Annotated in this window: 12 protein-coding genes; 5 read left to right on the top strand and 7 right to left on the bottom strand. The window is 62.8% G+C overall.

The features are described 5' to 3' along the window. Positions 1 to 19 precede the first annotated feature (19 nt). Positions 20 to 3718: a hypothetical protein gene (locus tag GSQ88_RS08950; RefSeq protein ID WP_159007200.1), complete on the top strand. Its 3699-nt coding sequence runs from the start codon at positions 20 to 22 to the stop codon at positions 3716 to 3718. A gap of 70 nt (positions 3719 to 3788) precedes the next feature. Here the strand turns inward: GSQ88_RS08950 and GSQ88_RS08945 are convergent, their stop codons facing one another. The 7 genes from GSQ88_RS08945 to GSQ88_RS08915 all read right to left on the bottom strand — a co-directional run bounded on the left by GSQ88_RS08945 (position 3789) and on the right by GSQ88_RS08915 (position 13678). After that, positions 3789 to 5429, bottom strand: a complete 1641-nt coding sequence (locus GSQ88_RS08945) for a flavin-containing monooxygenase (RefSeq protein WP_159007198.1) — start codon at positions 5427 to 5429, stop codon at positions 3789 to 3791. Positions 5430 to 5504: 75 nt separating this feature from the next. Continuing rightward, on the bottom strand, positions 5505 to 6320 hold the full coding sequence (locus GSQ88_RS08940; RefSeq protein ID WP_159007196.1) for a sugar phosphate isomerase/epimerase family protein: 816 nt from the start codon (positions 6318 to 6320) through the stop codon (positions 5505 to 5507). Continuing rightward, positions 6317 to 8068: an FAD-dependent oxidoreductase gene (locus tag GSQ88_RS08935; RefSeq protein ID WP_159007194.1), complete on the bottom strand. Its 1752-nt coding sequence runs from the start codon at positions 8066 to 8068 to the stop codon at positions 6317 to 6319. The genes GSQ88_RS08940 and GSQ88_RS08935 overlap by 4 nt, the downstream gene beginning before the upstream one ends. Positions 8069 to 8077: 9 nt before the next feature. Beyond that, positions 8078 to 8884 carry a shikimate dehydrogenase family protein gene (locus GSQ88_RS08930; protein WP_159007369.1) on the bottom strand — a complete coding sequence of 269 codons (807 nt, stop codon included), beginning with the start codon at positions 8882 to 8884 and terminating at the stop codon, positions 8078 to 8080. A 31-nt stretch (positions 8885 to 8915) separates the two neighbouring features. Beyond that, entirely contained in the window at positions 8916 to 11453 is a 2538-nt protein-coding gene (locus tag GSQ88_RS08925; RefSeq protein ID WP_159007192.1) for a branched-chain amino acid ABC transporter ATP-binding protein/permease, read from the bottom strand. Next, the gene (locus GSQ88_RS08920; RefSeq protein WP_159007190.1) at positions 11450 to 12319 is read right to left on the bottom strand and encodes a branched-chain amino acid ABC transporter permease; all 870 of its coding nucleotides are present in this window, start codon (positions 12317 to 12319) and stop codon (positions 11450 to 11452) included. Before GSQ88_RS08920 ends, GSQ88_RS08925 begins: the two co-directional genes overlap by 4 nt. Before the next feature lie 90 nt (positions 12320 to 12409). Then, on the bottom strand, positions 12410 to 13678 hold the full coding sequence (locus GSQ88_RS08915; protein ID WP_246735149.1) for an ABC transporter substrate-binding protein: 1269 nt from the start codon (positions 13676 to 13678) through the stop codon (positions 12410 to 12412). A 206-nt stretch (positions 13679 to 13884) separates the two neighbouring features. Between GSQ88_RS08915 and GSQ88_RS08910 the strand changes: the two genes are divergently transcribed. From GSQ88_RS08910 to GSQ88_RS08895, 4 genes are all read left to right on the top strand, one after another. Beyond that, the gene (locus GSQ88_RS08910; RefSeq protein ID WP_159007187.1) at positions 13885 to 14772 is read left to right on the top strand and encodes an IclR family transcriptional regulator; all 888 of its coding nucleotides are present in this window, start codon (positions 13885 to 13887) and stop codon (positions 14770 to 14772) included. 63 nt (positions 14773 to 14835) lie between these two features. Continuing rightward, entirely contained in the window at positions 14836 to 15678 is an 843-nt protein-coding gene (locus GSQ88_RS08905) for a sugar phosphate isomerase/epimerase family protein (RefSeq protein WP_159007185.1), read from the top strand. A gap of 51 nt (positions 15679 to 15729) precedes the next feature. Continuing rightward, positions 15730 to 16524, top strand: coding sequence for an SDR family NAD(P)-dependent oxidoreductase (locus GSQ88_RS08900; protein WP_159007183.1), 795 nt, complete (start codon positions 15730 to 15732; stop codon positions 16522 to 16524). A 34-nt stretch (positions 16525 to 16558) separates the two neighbouring features. After that, positions 16559 to 17338, top strand: coding sequence for an SDR family NAD(P)-dependent oxidoreductase (locus GSQ88_RS08895; protein WP_159007181.1), 780 nt, complete (start codon positions 16559 to 16561; stop codon positions 17336 to 17338). Positions 17339 to 17354: the final 16 nt, after the last annotated feature.

Here is a 17354-nt window from a genome sequence, read left to right as displayed (position 1 = left end):
GGTGGACAAGGAAATAACAATGTCGCTTCTCGTCGTCCCAATTGATGTCGCCGCGCTCGCGGTCAGCCCGCAGCCGTTGCCCGCGAACACGGGCTTCATGCCTGCGATGACGATGTTCGATCAGTTGCCTTACGACCCGGACGGAGCGCAATTGCCGTTCGTGTCCGAACACGCGCTGGCGCAGCCCTTCGACGGGGGAAGTCTCGTCCCCAATCCGGGCGTGCATTTGCACTGGGCGATGCCGGATGCGCTGACGCGCGGCACGCGGCCAGTTGGCCCGGACGGCAAGCCGGTGCCTGGATCGGCGCCGAAATTTCCAGCGCTGCCCGATCGCTGGCTGGTCACGCGCACCGCGCTCGTCGATGGCAAACCTGGCGGTGTGCGGTCATGGGTGGTCGATAGCCGCTTCGTATCGGCGGGCGTGGATGCGGCCACGTTCAACGTCGGCAGCAATGCGGTGCCGTGGCAGGATCCCACGGACACGACGGGCAACACGCAGCCCTATCGATTTCTCGGCCGTGCCGTGCCGCTCGACGCGTGGGCGTCCGCGCCTCATGATCCCGATGCTTATGTCGCGAAGCTCGACGTCACCAGCCTGGCGATGGTCGAACTCGCGGCCTATTATCCGAGCACGGTGAACGTATTCGGGCTGCACGATCCGCTGGACGATCTCGGTAGCCCGCAGCAGGTCGAACTGTCCTACGCCGTCACCGGCTGGCATACGCGCACCACCGACGATCCCTTCGCCGGCAAGAACGCAGCGGCTGCCGCCGCAAGCCTCGGCGCGATGAAGTGGAAAGCCGACGCGCCGGCGCCGTTCGATGCCACGACCTATTGCGGATGCGTGATCGGCTTGACATGGCGCAGCGATCTTCTGCCGCCGGCACCCGGACCTCTGACGGCGACGATCGGCAATAATACGATCGAGACGCTCTCCGCATTGCTGGTCCATGCCGGATCGTCGGGGCTGGCGGCATCCCCGGATTCCGACCAGATCGAATTTCAGCTCAATACGTTGCTCTCGGGCCAATTGTCGCTGCTGTCCGATCCCGCGGGGCCGCGCCAGGTGACGCGGCAGCTTCATCAGCAGCGGTTTTCGCCGGTGCCGCTCGGCAGCGTGTGGTTCGTGCGGCGCAAGAGCGACGGCACGGATATCTCGGGGCAACTGGCCAACGCCGACGGCGCGAAATTGGATGCGTTGAACGGTCTGCAAGGCGCCGTCGATCGGCTGCGCGCGGTCGTCAATGACAAGCAGTGGCAGCTTTATGCCGACTGGTACAAATACCTCGTGCTGGCCTATCCGCCCCGCGATCCAGACCCGTCGGGCGCCGCGATGGATTATTTGCAGCAGTATCGGTTGCCGGATCTGCAAAACGTCATCGCCACCTACGACACCCAGCTTGGCGACATCCAGAAGGCGGCGACTGCGCTGGTCACGTCGCTCAATGCGGGTCCGCTCGCTGGAACGTTCGATCTCGCCAGCAAGCCGGGACAATTATTTTATCGTCCGGCCGATCCGACGCTGCTTCTCTCGGGGGCCGATGTGACACCGGCGCTGCGCTATGGCGGCGATCATCTCGCCTCCGAGGATGGGCTGCTGGCGTGCCGCGTCGCCTCGTCGCTCGTGATCGGGATCACCGCGCCGGCCGGCGCGGTCGCGGGAGCGGCGGCGGCGAGTGTTGCGGCAACCGATCTGTCTTTCATCGCCGTGACGGCTACGCCCCAACTAAATGCCACGATGGCCGGTCTTGCACAGGCTTTCGCGCGCGAAACAGTGCTGCTGTGGCCGAATGGCGTCGCGGGCCTGCTCAATGCGAAGGCGGGTGGCGCGGTTGACGCCTGGCAGGGCTGGGCACAGCAGCAGGTCGAGGCGTTCCTGGCAGGTACTGCTCCATCGAGCGCGGTCTATCAGGGCACGCCGCCATCGCCGGTCGGCGTGGAATTGTCGACGGGCAATCCGTGGCTGCCGATCATCATGCACTGGCAGATGACCTATTGGCCGAACCAGATCGTTCCGGCGACCGCGCCGACGCAGGTGTTCGCGGCGGACCTCGTCCTGTCCCGATTGGTCGGCGCGAATGATTCACTCGACAGTGCCGATACCGACCTGGTGCTGACCGGTACGCCGGGCGCCGAGTCTTGCAATTATCAGGGCATCACCTTCATCACGCCGCACGCCGGCTATTCCGTGCTCGAGCAGCTCACCGATTACGCCCAGGCCAATCCGCACTCCCCGCTCGCGCCTCTCGCGTCCGAGGTGACGTCGATGTCGCTGCTGTCGCAGTCGCTGGCCGGTTTTCATGATCGTTTTCTGCTGAAGCGAAAGACGTTGCAGATCGAAGTCCGTGATCCCTTCGCGCAAGGCGACGACGAGTACGCGTTGATAGCTGGCATTCGCCAGGCGCTCGCCGCGGTCGGCGGTCGCGCCAGCACGATGGCGCCGATGGCGGAGGATGCATTTTGCCCGGTGCGCGGCGGCATGACCGGATTGACGTTGTTGCGTCTGGTCGACGCGTTCGGCCAATTTCGCCAATACAGTTTCGGCGGCGATGACAACGTTATGGTGCCGGCGCGCTCGCTCGCGCCGTCGCAAATGTTCGTCGGGCTGGCGACCGCGCCTGCTTTCATGCCACCACGCCTGTCGCAGCCGGCGTCGCTGAATACGGCGTGGCTCGCGGCGGATGATTCCGGCGTCATTGGGACGCGCATGACGACTACGCCGATCTGCGGATGGGCGTTGCCGAACTATCTCGATGAGAGCCTGATGATCTACGATGCGGACGGGACCGCGCTTGGCGCTATCACGCGCGATGCGGATCGGCCATGGCAGGGATCGCCCAGCGATGCCGTGATTTTCTCGCAAACCGTGGATGAAGTGTTCGCCCATCGCAATCCGCATCTGCGCGGTTTCGTGACGGCGCTGGTCGGACGCGGGGCGGATTATCTCGTCGCCTTTCTCGATGCCATCGACGGTGCATCGACCACGATCCAGCCGCTTGGGCACGCGCAGAGCGCACAACTGCCGGTTCTGGTCGGGCAGCCGCTGGCGCTCGTGCGCACGCAGATCTCGCTCGAATTGGCCGGCACGGTTGCGATCAACAATACCTGGGATGCCTTCACCAGGGACATGGCCGACCCGACCGGCGCACGGACGACCAATGGCGTGGACAAGGTGGCATTTCCGGTGCTGCTCGGCAGCGTGGATGATCCCGACGACGGCCTGATCGGGTTCTATCTCGACGACAGCGATCCGTTCGGCACGTTTCATGCGGTCGGGCCGGGAAGCGGAGGCACCGTGCCGGCACGCACGATCGACACGGTGGCGATGAGCATCGCCGATGCGCCGACGGCGTTGACCTGTCTGATCGATCCTCGGTGCCCGATGCATGCGACGACGGGCTATCTGCCGACGCAGTCGATGCAGATTCCAACCGAGATGTTTCGCGATGCCGTCGCCAGAATGGCGGTGACGTTCCTCACCGCACCGATTTTGGTCGCGCGTACCAGCGACCCGAAGCCCGGGAGCATCGCATTGCCGCTGCCTCTGCCCGGTCGTCAGGCAGGGAACTGGTCATTCGTCGACATGACGCTAGATGCATCCGGCGCGCAAAGTCCTGAGGCCACGCCCGTCGTCGCGTTGGATACCAAGCAACTGTTCAGCAAGGCGTCCTACCAATTGAAGGACGGCTGGCTGTCATTGCAGGGCTTCGAGGAGTGACAAACACCGGCGGCGTCGGGTCGGAACCCGCCGGTTTCGGTCGCAGACCCGCCACCGGTTCGCTGGCTGGCTATGCCAGCGCGAGTTCCTGGTATCGTTTCGCCGCCACCTCGTCGCATTTTTCGCGGTAGGCCGGAGCGCTGCCGCTATAGCGCGCGACAATGCGTGTCTGCTTTCCTTCCACGTTGCTATTGATTCCGGTCATCCAGGAGTTGACCTCGTTGGACAGCAGGCCCACCCCAAGCGCCTTGACGTGATCGGTCCAGGACGCCACGCCCGCAGGGGTGGCTTCCAGGCGCGTGAGATTGGACTCCCGCGCAAAGCGGAGCAGGCCGGTAATCCAGTCGACACTGTATTCGATGCTGCGCGGAATATTACCGAGCGCCGTATGCGGTCCCATCAGCATCATCATGCTGGGAAAGCCGTCGACCATCATGCCGAGATAAGTCTGTGGCCCGCTCTTCCATTTGTCCTTTAATCGCACGTCACCCGTACCGCGGAAATCGATCTTGTCGAAGCTGCCGGTAATCGCATCGAATCCGGTCGCGTAAATGATGATGTCGAATTGGTATTCCGCCGCGCTGGTCTTGATGCCATCAGGCGTGATCCGTTCGATCGGCGTTTCCGCGATATCCACCAGCTCGACATTGTCCTGATTGTAAACCTCGTAATAGAACGTCTCGAGCGGCAACCGGCGGGTCCCGAAGCCGTGATTCCTGGGGATCAACTTTTCCGCAACCTCGGGGTCTTTCACCCGTTGGCGAATCTTCCGGGCCACGAAATCGCTGATCGTCGCGTTGGCTTTCCGATCGATCAGTATGTCGCGGAAATTGCCCTGCCAGATCCCGAAGCCGCGCGCCGCATACAATTTCTCGTAAAATGCCTCGCGCTCCTGATCCGAAACCTCGAAAGCCCCGCGCGGATCCGGCGTATGCAGAAAGCAGGCGAAGGTCTCTTGGCAGCGCTTGAACATCTCGGGATAGCCGGCCTTGATCGTCTTCTGCGTTTCAGCGTCGATCTTGCCGTTATGCAGCGGCGCGCACCAGTTCGGTGTACGCTGGAATACGGTGAGGTGGCCGACTTCCCTTGCGATGGTCTGGATGGTCTGTACACCGGTTGCGCCGGTGCCGATCACGGCGACGCGCTTGCCTTTGAAGTCGACAGGCTCACGCGGCCATCTGGCGGTGTGAAAGGACTGGCCGGCAAAACTGTCCCGCCCCTCGATCCGCGGCAAAGTGGGGGTTGAGAGCGGGCCGATGGCCGTGATCAGGAAGCGCGCGCGAAAGCGGCTGCCGTCCTGTAGCGCAACGCTCCAGCTTCGCGAATTCTCGTCGTAAGTCGCAGCCGCGACGCGGCTGCCGAACTGGATGTCGCGGCGCAGGTCGAACTTGTCGGCGACGTGATTGAGATAGCGCAACGTTTCGGGTTGACCGGCGAAATGCTCGGACCAGTCCCATTCCTCCAGCAATTCCTTCGAAAAGGAATAACCGTAAGAGTAGCTTTCGGAATCGAAGCGGGCGCCCGGATAGCGATTCCAGTACCATGTGCCGCCGACGCCGGTGCCGGCCTCGAAGATGCGGACCCGCATCCCGAGTTCACGCAAACGATAAAGCTGGTACAGGCCCGACATGCCCGCCCCGATGATGATTGCGTCGTAATCGAGAGCCGGCGCCGCAATGTCGCGGGCCAGGGTTTCTTGTGAGGCGGTCATGTTCTGTTGCTCCGGAAGACGAAAGTTGGGTGGTTACGTAGGAGACGCGGTTTTGTTCACGGTGCGCTCATTGGGTTACCCCGCGAACGCAACCACGCGTTTTGCCGCCGCCAGCGATTGTCGTGCCCATTGTTCGGCACCGAGCTTCGGCAGCAGCTCGTCATTTGGAATTTCGAGGCTGATTGGAAGATCACCGGGTAATTGCTGCAAGATACCGGCGAGATCTATCCCGCCTTCGCCGGGCAGCAGTCGCGCGCAGCGCGCGGTGTGGATCAGGCCTTCGACAGTGGCCGGGATATCGGCCGGCGCGTCGCATAGTTGCGCGTAGCTGAGGCGGTCGCGCGGGATGGCGGCAATATCGGCAAGTGTCGTTGTGGAACGCGCGGCGTGCAGCGTATCGACCAGGATGCGGCCGTTAGGCCTGTCGGCGCCGGTTACGATCCGGAGTGCGGTTTTGGCATCGGGGACCGCGGTCCAGGGCATGAATTCCAGGTCGGCGGTAAGCCCGAATGTCGCGGCAGCATCACAAAACGTCGCGTAGGATTGTGTGAGGCGCCCGGCGTCTGGATCGTCGCCTGCGACCAGAACGGCACGCGCGCCGAGTTTTCCGGCAGTCTCGAGAAAAGCATGAAATCGTTCGATGCGGAAATCCGTGTTCAGCCGCGCGATCTCCACGTCGAATATCGACACACCGGTGTCCGCGATCCGGGCAATAGTCTCGCGCAGCATCGCTGCGTCGTCGACAAGCGGAGAAAAGTCGCCTCCGGGCGAGGCGGGCACAAGGCGCACGCCGATCGACTGATAGCCGAGTTTGTGTGCCAACCCGAGCGCATCGGGCGGCGCCATCGGCGCGGTGGTCAGATAAGCCAGAGAATAGAGGCGTTGTGTCATGACAGACTTTCTTTCTGCTGCACTTGAGCTGCCTGACGAGCGTCGGTGTCGTTCAGGGCGTGTCGGACGGCGCGATATGCGAATGTGATCGCCGGGCCGATCGTGATGCCCGGACCCGGATAGACCCCACCCATGATCGAATTCGCCTCGTTTCCGCAGGCGTAGAGACCTGCAATCGGCTCCCCGTCGGCCTTCGTCACCTGCGCCCATTCGTTGATGACGAGGCCCGTCGCGGCTCCGATGTCGCCCGGATAGAGACGAACGGCGTAGAACGGGGCGGTCGAGATCGGACCGAGCGTCGGATTGGGACCGACGGAGGCGTCGCCGTTCACGCGGTGATAGGGCGTGGTGCCGCGGCCGAATTCCGGATCGATGCCGGATTTGGCGTAGGCGTTCATGTTGGCGACGGTCCGCGTCAGCGCGGCGGCATTGACGTTGATCTTGCCCGCGAGTTCGGCAACCGTTGCCGCTTCAACCAGGTAGCCGTCAGCGAGATGAGGTGCGAGTTGGCGCGTTCCCATTCGCACCATTCCAAGACCGTAGTTTCGCAAACCAGTTGTGTCCGTGATGATAAAACAGGGGATACAACGCCGCGTGCGGTCGTGTTCGAACATCGCCCGCGCGAACAGATGATAGGAACAGGCCTCGTTGACGAAGCGCTGTCCGGACTGATCGACGCAGACTGTGCCGGGTTTGCTGCGATCCATCGTGAAATGCGGAAAAACCGCTGTGCTGCCGTCGGGCCTGCGACGAATCGAGACGGGCGCCCAGTAGGTGCTGTCGAGATTGCCTTCGCCGAGCCGCGCACCAAGCTTGATCGCGAGATCCTGAATCGCTCCGGTATGTCCGGGCGCCGAGGGGCTGTGAATCGGGCCTTGCCGCGGCGGCACGTTCGGGCCCGTAGAGTGACGGTTGTAGCCGCCGGCCGCGAGCACGACGCCGTTTGAGGCCAGCACCCGTCGCGTGACGCCGTTCGCCGCGAGCACGACGCCGGTGACGGTGCCGTTCTGCATCACAAAGTCCTTCACGGTCGTCTTTGTCAGGATGTCTGCGCCGTGTTTCCTCAACGAAAGCAGCAGTCGTCCAATCAAGGCATTGCCCATGACCAGCCGGGAGCCACGCGGTCCGGACAGACGATCGGCCCCGTACCTCGCCAAAATCTTCGCCGCGTGGGCAAAGGATTTCCACGACGTCCTGACGTTGAGGAGATGGTTGATGTCGTCGCGACCGACCATCATTCCGCCGAAGATTGTGAACTCTGGAATAGGCGGACGAATCCGTTGCAGATCCCCACCGAGAAGCCGTCCGTCGAACGGCACAGGTTCCAGTGCCCGGCCGCGCATCGTCGCTCCTTCATGCTGCTGCTCATAGTCCGGGTGTGTCGCGTAAGCGCGAAGCTTGACGTCGCTGCCGGCTTCAAGCGTTGCGATAGCCTCGGGGCCACTGTCCAGAAACGCCTCCCTCAACGCGGCGGGCGAGCGGTTGCCGACGGCTGCGTTCAGGAAATGGCTGGCGTTCTCTCGGCTGTCGTTCCGATCGACGGAGGCGGCATGATGGGAATTCGGAATCCAGATCGTCGCGGCGGACAATGCACTGGTCCCGCCGACATATTCCGTGCTCTCCACCAGCAATACTTTGCGGTTGCGGATGGCCGCGAACAAGGCGGCCGACATGCCGCCGGCACCGGCGCCGATGACGACGAGATCGTATCGCGCGCCTTCTGCAATCGAATCGATGGTTCGAAACATGGGGTGACCTCAGGCGCGCGCTTCGGGAGCGAGCAGGAAGTCGACCATCGAACTCTGGAGCGCGTTGTACATGTCGGTTCCTGTCGAGGTCGGACAACCAAGACGCCGTGCGGCTTCGATCAGCGGGGACGCCGCTGGCGCGGTGATCACGCAGCCGACGAAGGTTGTCGGCGCCAGCTTCGTGACATCCACCGGCAGCGGGTCACCCGCCTTCATGCCGGCCGGTGTGGCGTTCGCAACCAGATCGTAGCCTTCCGGATCGGAGGAACCGATCATGATGTCCGAGCGACCGAGTGTCTTCAGCCGCGCGACCAGGCGATCGCGCCGCGAGGCGTCCGCGTCATGAACGGCAAGTTGGCTCACGCCGGCTTCCACCAGCGCCATCGCGATGGCCGAGCCGGCCCCGCCCGCGCCGACGAGCAGCGCCCGCTTCCCATGCGGGTCGCAGTTTTTGCCGCGAACGGCGCCGACGAAGCCGAGACCATCGACCATGTCACCGTGCCAGCCGCCATCCTGGCGTCGGCGCATGATGTTGACGGCGCCCAGAAAGCCGGCGCGCGCGCTGACGCTGCCGCAGTGCGCGAAACACGCGAATTTATGCGGCACCGTGACGATGATGCCGTCCAGATTCTTGAGGCTGTCCGCAACCGTCAGGAGCGCGCCGAGATCCCGGGGATCGACCTGTACCGGCACCAGTATTCCGTCGTGGCCGATGTCGGCGAATGCCTTCGTCATGCCTTCAGGGGCTTTTACCTGCGCAATCGGATCGCCAACGATCATGTTCAGCCGGGTTGCGCCGGTCAAATTCAGGTTCATTGTCTTGTCCCACATCAAGTCTTGTCCCACATCAAATGGCCGCACGCTTCAGCGTGGCTTCGAGTTCGTCACCCTGCACGACGCCGAGCAATCTGGCTTGCAGGTCGTGATCGCGTTCAAGCCGGCCGGCGTCGCCTTCGAAAGCGATCTGGCCGTTGACCAGTACATAGGCGCGATCCACGATCGGCAGCACGGTTTCCGCGTGGTGCTCCACGATGATCATGGCGACTTTGCCGCGCAGTTTAGCCAGCGCGTCCATGACCTCCTTGATCACCGCGGGAGCGAGACCCTCGAACGGTTCGTCGAGCAAGATCAGTTTGCTCGGCACGACCAGGGCCCGGGCGATGGCGACCATCTGGCGCTCGCCGCCTGACAGGTTTTCCGCCTTTGCCTTCTGCCGCGTGAGCAGGCGGGGAAACAGCTCAAAGACCTGCTCCAGGCTGGCACCTCCGGGACGAGACGCCAGCTGTAGGTTTTCGGTGACGGTCAAATTGGGAAACAGGCGGCGTCCTTCCGGCACCAACGAGATACCCAGCCGGTTGATTTCGTAGGGCTTCAGCCCGCCGAGCGCCTTGCCCGCGAAGCTGATCTGACCGGCGACGGCCGGAAGCGTGCCGGTCAGGCATCGCAGCGTCGTGGTTTTCCCGACTCCGTTGCGGCCGAGCAGAGCGACGGCTTCGCCCTCGTGGATGCGCAGGTCGAGGTTGCTCAGCACGGTGCTGCCACCGTATCCGCAGGCGACGCCGTTGGCCTCCAGCAACAGGCGGCCCGGCGCGCGAACGTTGCGCTCGCTCTCGATCGGTGATGTCCGCTTGTCGTCGGCGGCGCCGAGGTAGGCGGCGATGACGTCCGGATGTTTGGCGACATCGGCCGGTCGGCCATCGGCGATCAGGCGCCCCTGATGGAGCACGGAAATGCGATCGGAGATCGCGAGAACGCGGTCGATATCGTGCTCGATAAGAACGACGGCATGTCGCTTCGAGAGCTTCTTGATCAGGTCGGCGACGAGGACGCGGTCGGATTCGGCCAGACCCGCCAGCGGCTCGTCGAGCAGAAGCAGCTTGGAGTTGATCGCGAGCGTGATGCCGATCTCCAGCAGCCGTTTGGCGCCGTGCGGCAGATTGAGACATGAGTCCGCGGCCTGGTCGGCTAGTCCGACCGCGTCGAGCACCGACCAGGCCCGATCGTTGATCCCGGCAAGCTCATGGGCATCGGAGAACAGGCCTTTTGCTCCACGCCGTTCGGCCTGGACCGCGATGCGGACGTTTTCGAATACCGTGAGATTTGGGAAGACCGACAGGATCTGGAACGAGCGTCCAATGCCGAGCCGCGCGCGCACATGCACCGGCGCTCGCGTGATGTCGTTACCCTCGAAAAGAATCCCCCCGCTACTCGGCCTCAGCGATCCCGACAGCATATTGAAGAACGTCGTCTTGCCGGCGCCGTTAGGGCCGATGATGCTGTGCAGGACGAAAGGGTGGACATCAAGATCGATGTCGCGCGCGGTGACTAGGTTGCCGAACTGCTTGCAGAGCTTGCGCGTCTGCAGCAGCGGCTTGTCCGGATCGGCATTGATGGCCGCACTTTCGAACGGCGTGATGAGGGCCGGCCGGGCAGGGATCGTGTTGCGCACCAGCGTCCAGTGGGAGCGCCCGAACAGCCGTTGCACCAGGCCCTGAATGCCCTCCGGCGACAGCAGCGCAAACAGCATCAGGATCGGTGCGAAGATCAGCCACCAATTCTCGGTAATCGCGGAGAGCCGGTCTTCCAGCAGGATGAAGGCGATTGCACCCCAGAGCGGCCCCAGCGCATGATGGATCCCGCCGAGTACGGTCATCAGCAGCGAGTCGCCGGCATGCTGCCAATTGAGATTGTTGGCGTAGACGCCCTGCAGCATCAGCGTCAGCAACGCGCCGCTGTAGCCGACGAAGACGCCCGTCAGGATGAAGGCACCGAGACGCACCCGATACACGTTATAGCCGAGGCTGCGGGCTCGATGTTCGTTGTCGCGGACGGCTTGCAGGACACGGCCGAAGGGCGAGTGCGCAATCCGCCATAGCAGCCACAGGCAGGCGACCACCGTCACGACGACAAAGGCGTGGAAGCTCAGATCGTTCGCAAAACTGCGCCGCGCAATGCCTTGCAGTCCGTTCTCGCCACCGGTCACGGTCGTCCATTTGAAAGCCACTTCAAAAGCAATCTGGGAGAAGGCGAGCGTGAGCAGAGAAAAATACAGCCCCGTCCGACGCAGGATCACCGCGCCGATCACCAGTGCCATCGCGGCGGATAAAATCACCGCAAAGGCAAGCGAGGCGATGTCGTTGCCATAGCCGGCCGTCACGAAGAAGGCGGAGGCATAGCTCGCGCAGCCGAAGAAGACCGAGGCGCCGAACGGGACGAGGCCGGTGTAGCCGACCAACAGATTTACGCCCGCGCCGTACAGCGTATAGATCGCGATCTGCGTGATCAGCGAGACCGGCGCGCTGAGGGCCAGCCAGATCAGCGTCAACGCCGTCAAGGTGAGCGCCGCCCAGAAAGCCGGATTTCGAACGAGGGCCGCCATGCTCATTCAAACCTCTCCCATTTCTCACCGAAGAGGCCGCGCGGCCGAACCAGAAGAATGGCTGCCATCAGAATGTACATCGCAGCACCCGACCATTCCGGTTGGAACTGGATCGTCATGGCCGTGGTGATCCCGACCAGGAGCCCTGCGACGATGGCGCCGGCATAAGAGCCGAGGCCGCCGATCGTGACGATCACGAAGGCAGGCATGATCGCACCGGCCGCCATCGAGGGCGTCACTGTCCATAGCGGTGCGGCGAGCATGCCTCCGAGTCCGGCGAGCAGGCACCCGATGCCGAATACGCCGCTGAAGACGATCGGTAAATTGATGCCCATCAGGCCGACCATCTCGGGATCGCGCGAGCCGGCCCGGATGATACGGCCGTAAGGCGTAAAGGCGAGAAACGCCCAGAAGGCGACCAGCACGAACACCGTCACCGCCAGCACGAACATGCGGTACTTCGTGATCAGGATCGGGCCATATTCGGCGAAGCCCGCCAGGAATTTCGGCGCGGCGAACGGCACCGGCGCGCCGCCGAACACCAGCCGCAGGATCGCCTCGACCAGCAAAGCGAGGGCGAATGTCAGGATCAATCCGAGCAACGGCTCCTTGCCGTAGAGCCATCGGATCAGGACCATCTCCACGACAACGCCGATCAATCCGGTCAGGATCGGCGCCAGCAGGGCGGCGCCCCAACCGAACTGCCGGTTGAGCGCGAAGGCAAGATAGGCTCCGATCGCGAAGAAAGCGCCATGTGCGAAATTCACGATCCCGAGCATGCCGAAGATGATCGACAGGCCTATGGCAATCAGGACGTAAAGAAAGCCCAGCACCAGCCCGTTGACAGCCTGCGACAGGATCATGTCGAGCATGGCATCATTCCTCCGGAGACATGGGTGGAACAGACATGAGCGGAACGGAAACGGATCGGGTGCGATCCGCTTCCGGGTGACGGCAACACTTCAGAGCGCGTCCATCTTGCAGGTGCTGTCCGCCTGCGAGCCGAAGGCCTTGGCGATATCATCCGGCGTTTTGGGCAACTCCGCCTTGACGTCGAAATAATCCCACTTGTCCGTGATGTTGGGATGGATGCCGGCCACGAGAAGGCGGCCGGTCATCTGGTGGTCGAAGGGACGATAGCCGACATCGATATCACCGCGCTTGTACTTCCAGGTTTCCAGCGCCTGGACGATGGCGGCGGGTTCGGTCGTCTTGGCCATCTCGATCGAATCGAGCAGGCTTTTCATGCCAAGCCAGCCCATCCAAGTCTTGTCGGCGGCCGGGCGGCTGTATTTCTTCTCGTAGGCTGCGGCCATCGTCTGTTCTTCGGGCGTATTGTTCGGGTCCTTGTACCACCAGGTGATGGTGAAGAGGCCATCGGCGGCCTCAGGTCCAACTCCCCACAAATCGGTATTGCCCACGGAAATTTCCGCGAACGGAATCTTGCCCTTCATGCCGAGTTCGTTCCACTGCTTCAGGAACGTGGTCAGGTCGCTGGCCGCAACGCCGCCGATCACGACATCGGGCTTCGCGGCCCGGATCTTCAGGATGAAGGAACTGTAGTCGGGCGTTCCGACCGGGACCTCGTCGGCGCCGACGACGGTGCCGCCATTGGCGAGAATGTAATCGTTGAACGCTTTCTTGATGTCCTGGCCGAACGCGTAGGACGCCGTCAGCAGATACCATTTCTTGCCGATCGAGGCGCAGTAGGGCGCCAGGATGCGGGCGTGAACATCGACAGGCGGCTGCACCCGGAAAGTATACTTGTTGCACGATTTTCCGGTGAGATCGCCGGTTGCCGCGTTGGCGGCGATGTAGGGGATCTTGGCCTTCTTGGCGACCGAGGAGATCGCCAACGCGAACGATGACAGCGCCCCTCCGACGATGCCGACCACCTTTTGCTCTCCAATGAGACGCTCCGCGCTCTGCTGTGCCCCTTGCGGATTGGGCTCGTCGAGCCAGACGATTTCGGCGGGCCGGCCAAGCAGCGTCTTGTTGCGCTGTTCCAGCGCCAGCATGCTGCCTTGCGCCAGATATTCGGCCTGATCGACGATGGATCCCGTCTTCGCCCAGATCATGCCGATCTTGATGGGTTCGGCGGCGGCGGCGTTGCCGATATAGGGCATTCCTAGTCGGGACGCGCCAAAGCTGGTGGCCGCAAGGCCCGCTGACCCGAGAAGCAAGCTCCGCCGGCCGATCTTGCGACCGGACGCAATTGTTGTTTCCGTCACTGCATCCTCCCCCTTGAATGCCGGTCGTTTGGATCGGCGCCGGCGGCCGCGGAGACTTGCTCGCAGCATCCATGATCCGTCTATTGCGATTGGAATTCAATTCCAATATTCGCTTGCCAAAAGTGGAATCCAATTCCAAACTGACTTGACGGGGCGCCGGGCGATGGCGCAGCACGACGATACGGGAGCAAGGCGAGGACCGAGCCATGGAAGCCGCGGCGAACCGAACACGGCCCGATGCCGGACCCAGCGGCCTGCTGGAGCGGACGCTGGGCGTGCTGGAGCTGCTGTCCGACAATGCGCAGGGCATGCTGTTGTTCGAGATCGCCGAAGCGCTACAAATTCCGCGCAGCGCGACCCATCGCGTGCTGACCAGCCTCGTCGAGCACGGCTACGTCCGTCAGGAGCGGCAGCAGGGCGCCTATCAACTGACCGCCAAAATTGCCTCTCTCGCTTTCACCTTTCTGACCGGCAGCGGCATCACCGATTTCGCACAACCGATCCTGGACAGGGTCGCACGTGAGTGCGGCGAACTGGTGCGGCTCGCGATGATCGACGGCAAGGAGCTTATTTGGGTCGCCAAGGCGCAGGGCTCCCCGCATGGATTGCGCTACGACCCCGATATGGGGCAGGTCGGCCGTCTGTCGTGTTCGGCCAGTGGCCACGCGTGGTTGGCGTGTTTGTCCGACGAAGCGGCAACGGCTCTGGTCGAGAAGCAAGGGTTCGGCCTGAGGAGCGACTACGGTCCGCGGGCGCCGGAGACCTGGCCGGCGTTGCTGAAATATTTGCGCAATACCCGCAAGCGCGGTTTCAGTATCGCTATTCAGACCTACTCGCCCTGGATGAACGCGACTGCAGCGCCGATACGGCACCCCAAAACAAAGGAAGTGACCGGGACGATCGTTATTGCTGGTCCGGACATTCGCTTCACCGAGCAACGGATGCTGCAAATTTCACCTGCACTGCTCGCCGCCGCGCAGGAGCTGTCGCTGGCGACCGTTGCGTCGCCGGGCCTCTACGGCCGCGGCCTGCGGTCTCAAATGAGCATTTTCGATGACCCGAAAGATGATGTGTCCAGGAAGAAAACAGCCTGACGGACCCTCGAAGCCTATCCTGCGAAGTCCATCCTGCGAATTCCGTTCTGAAAGGCCCGGTTGATGTCGACGGCTATCCTTGGCGCTCATACATTCGGGTTTGTCTGGAACTGCCTCGCAGACGAAGCGTTCGAGCGGCTCGCCGAAGCCGGCTTTCGTCATGTTCAATTGATGGCGACGCCGCCGCATTACGATCCGTGGGCGGAGAATCCGGAGCTGACCAGGCGGCTGAGATCGATCCTGGATCGGAGCGGCATGTCGCTGCTCGCGCTCGATCTCGCCAGCAGCGACATCAATCTGGCAAGTCCATCGGCCGATGTGGTCGATTTTGCGGTCGATGCCTATGCACGCGGGATCGACCGCGCGGCCGAGCTCGGAGCTAAATGGATCTGTGTCGGTTCCGGTCGACGTCACGCGCTGCTGACAAAAGCCAATGATCGCCTGATGCAGACGTTTCGCCCCGCCTTCGCCCGGATTCACGCCAAGGCGCAACAGCGCGGTATCGGCATCATCCTCGAAAACCATCCGCAGGGATTGTTGGCGGACGCAAAGACGATCGCGAGCTTCCTGGACACTGAAGGATACGCATCGATCCCGGTCATCTACGATGTGGCGAACGCATTTGCCATCGGTGAAGATCCGGTCGCCGGTCTGGCTACGCTATGGTCGCGGCTGGGGATCATTCATTTGTCGGATAGCCCACGCGGCCAGTGGCGCCATGACCCGATCGGGACCGGGGCCATAGATTTTGCCGCAATTGCGGCCCTCATCAACGACACGGGATTCGAGGGCGCCGTCGTGCTCGAAATTCTGTCGGATGACCCGTTGCGTGGGCTGACGGACGGCGTGGCAACGTTGCGAACGAACGGGTTCGCATTCCAGGAAACGATCAAACAAGCCGGTTGAAATCGACCGCGACGGCTTTGGTCGCGGATCAAGAAAAAATGGGGGAAACATATGAAGTGGCTGGATCTCACCGATAAAGTAGCTGTCGTCACCGGCGCAGGATCGGGCATCGGGCAGGGCATCGCGATGGGACTGGCCGATGCCGGTGCGACGGTGGTGGTGCTGGATCGCGATGAAGGCTCGTCGCATACGGTGGACGACATCTCGTCGCGCGGGGGCCGAGCCCGGTTCGTCCGATGCGACGTGACGGACGACCGCAGCGTCGCCGCGGCCGCGGCTGAATCGCTTGGGGCGCTCGGCCCGGCCTCGATTCTTGTCAACAACGCCGGGGCGTTGCGGGCGGGAAGCCTCGACACGCTATCGATCAGCGACTGGCAAGCGAACCTCGCGCTGAACCTGACGGGATATTTTAGCTGCGCCCAGGCTTTCGGCGCGCAAATGCTGGAAAAAGGCGCCGGTGCCATCGTCCACATCGCTTCGGTCTCCGCGCACTTTCCGCAGAATCACAGCGGAGCCTATAGCGCCGGCAAGGCGGCCGTCGCCATGCTGTCCCAGCAACTGGCGACCGAATGGGGCCCGCGTGGCGTTCGCAGCAATGTTGTCTGTCCAGGGTTGATCCGGACCCCGATGACCAAGGCCATCTATGACACTCCGGGCGTCATCGAGGCGCGCCGCGCGGTGGTGCCGCGCGGACGGATCGGCGAACCGGAAGACATCGCGAATGCCGTGGTGTTTCTGACCAGCGACCGCGCCGATTACATCACCGGCGCGGAGATCGTGGTCGATGGCGGCTTTACGCGGGGCATCATGAATTTGATCCCGCGGCCGGGCTACGACGCCAAATAGCGCCAAATAGCACCTTGGCTCGAGGAGACCGGATATGGTGGACCACAAACCAGTCGTTGCGATTACCGGTGCGGGCGACGGTATTGGCTGGGCGACCGCGCAAATGTTTGCAAGGAACGGCTACCGCGTCGCTTTACTCGACGTCGATGCCGATCGTGCATCGCAGCGGACCAGGGAATTGGGCGAGGGGCATGCAGATATCCGCTGCGACGTATCGAAGGAAACAGAGGTGCGCGCCGCCTTCGATACGATTGCGGAACAATTCGGCGGTCTCGATGCACTGATCAATAACGCGGGCATAGGCAGCCCGCATCTTCCAACTTCGGAGCAGACGGTAGAAAGCTTTGGAAGGATTCTCGATGTTCATCTGACCGGAACATTCTTGTGTTCGCGCGAGGCCCATGCCGTGATGGCCATCCGTCAGTCGGGGTCCATCGTCAACGTCAGTTCGATTGCCGGAATAACGGGGCTTCCGCGCCGCAACGCGTATGGGGCCGCGAAAGCGGGGATCGCATCGATGACGAAGTCGATGGCATGTGAGTGGGCGTCAGTCGGAATTCGCGTCAACGCCGTCGCGCCCGGATATGTCGCGACGGCGCTGGTCAAGAAGCTCGAGTCGGAAGGCTTTGTCGATACGCCGCGCCTCCATCGTCGGATTCCGATGGGACGGTTAGCCAGACCCGAAGAGATCGCCGCCGCAATCTACTTTCTGAGTTCGAGCGGAGCCAGCTATATCACCGGCACGGTCCTATCCGTCGATGGCGGATGGACTGCGTTCGGCGATGCCGGTGACGCGCACGTTCCGGCCGCTTGAGGCGCGTTCAAATCCC

This window comes from Bradyrhizobium sp. S69 (assembly GCF_009766005.1).
GTDB lineage: Bacteria > Pseudomonadota > Alphaproteobacteria > Rhizobiales > Xanthobacteraceae > Bradyrhizobium.
Note: the sequence above shows the minus strand (reverse complement) of the source record. Positions and strands in the feature narration are given on the sequence as shown.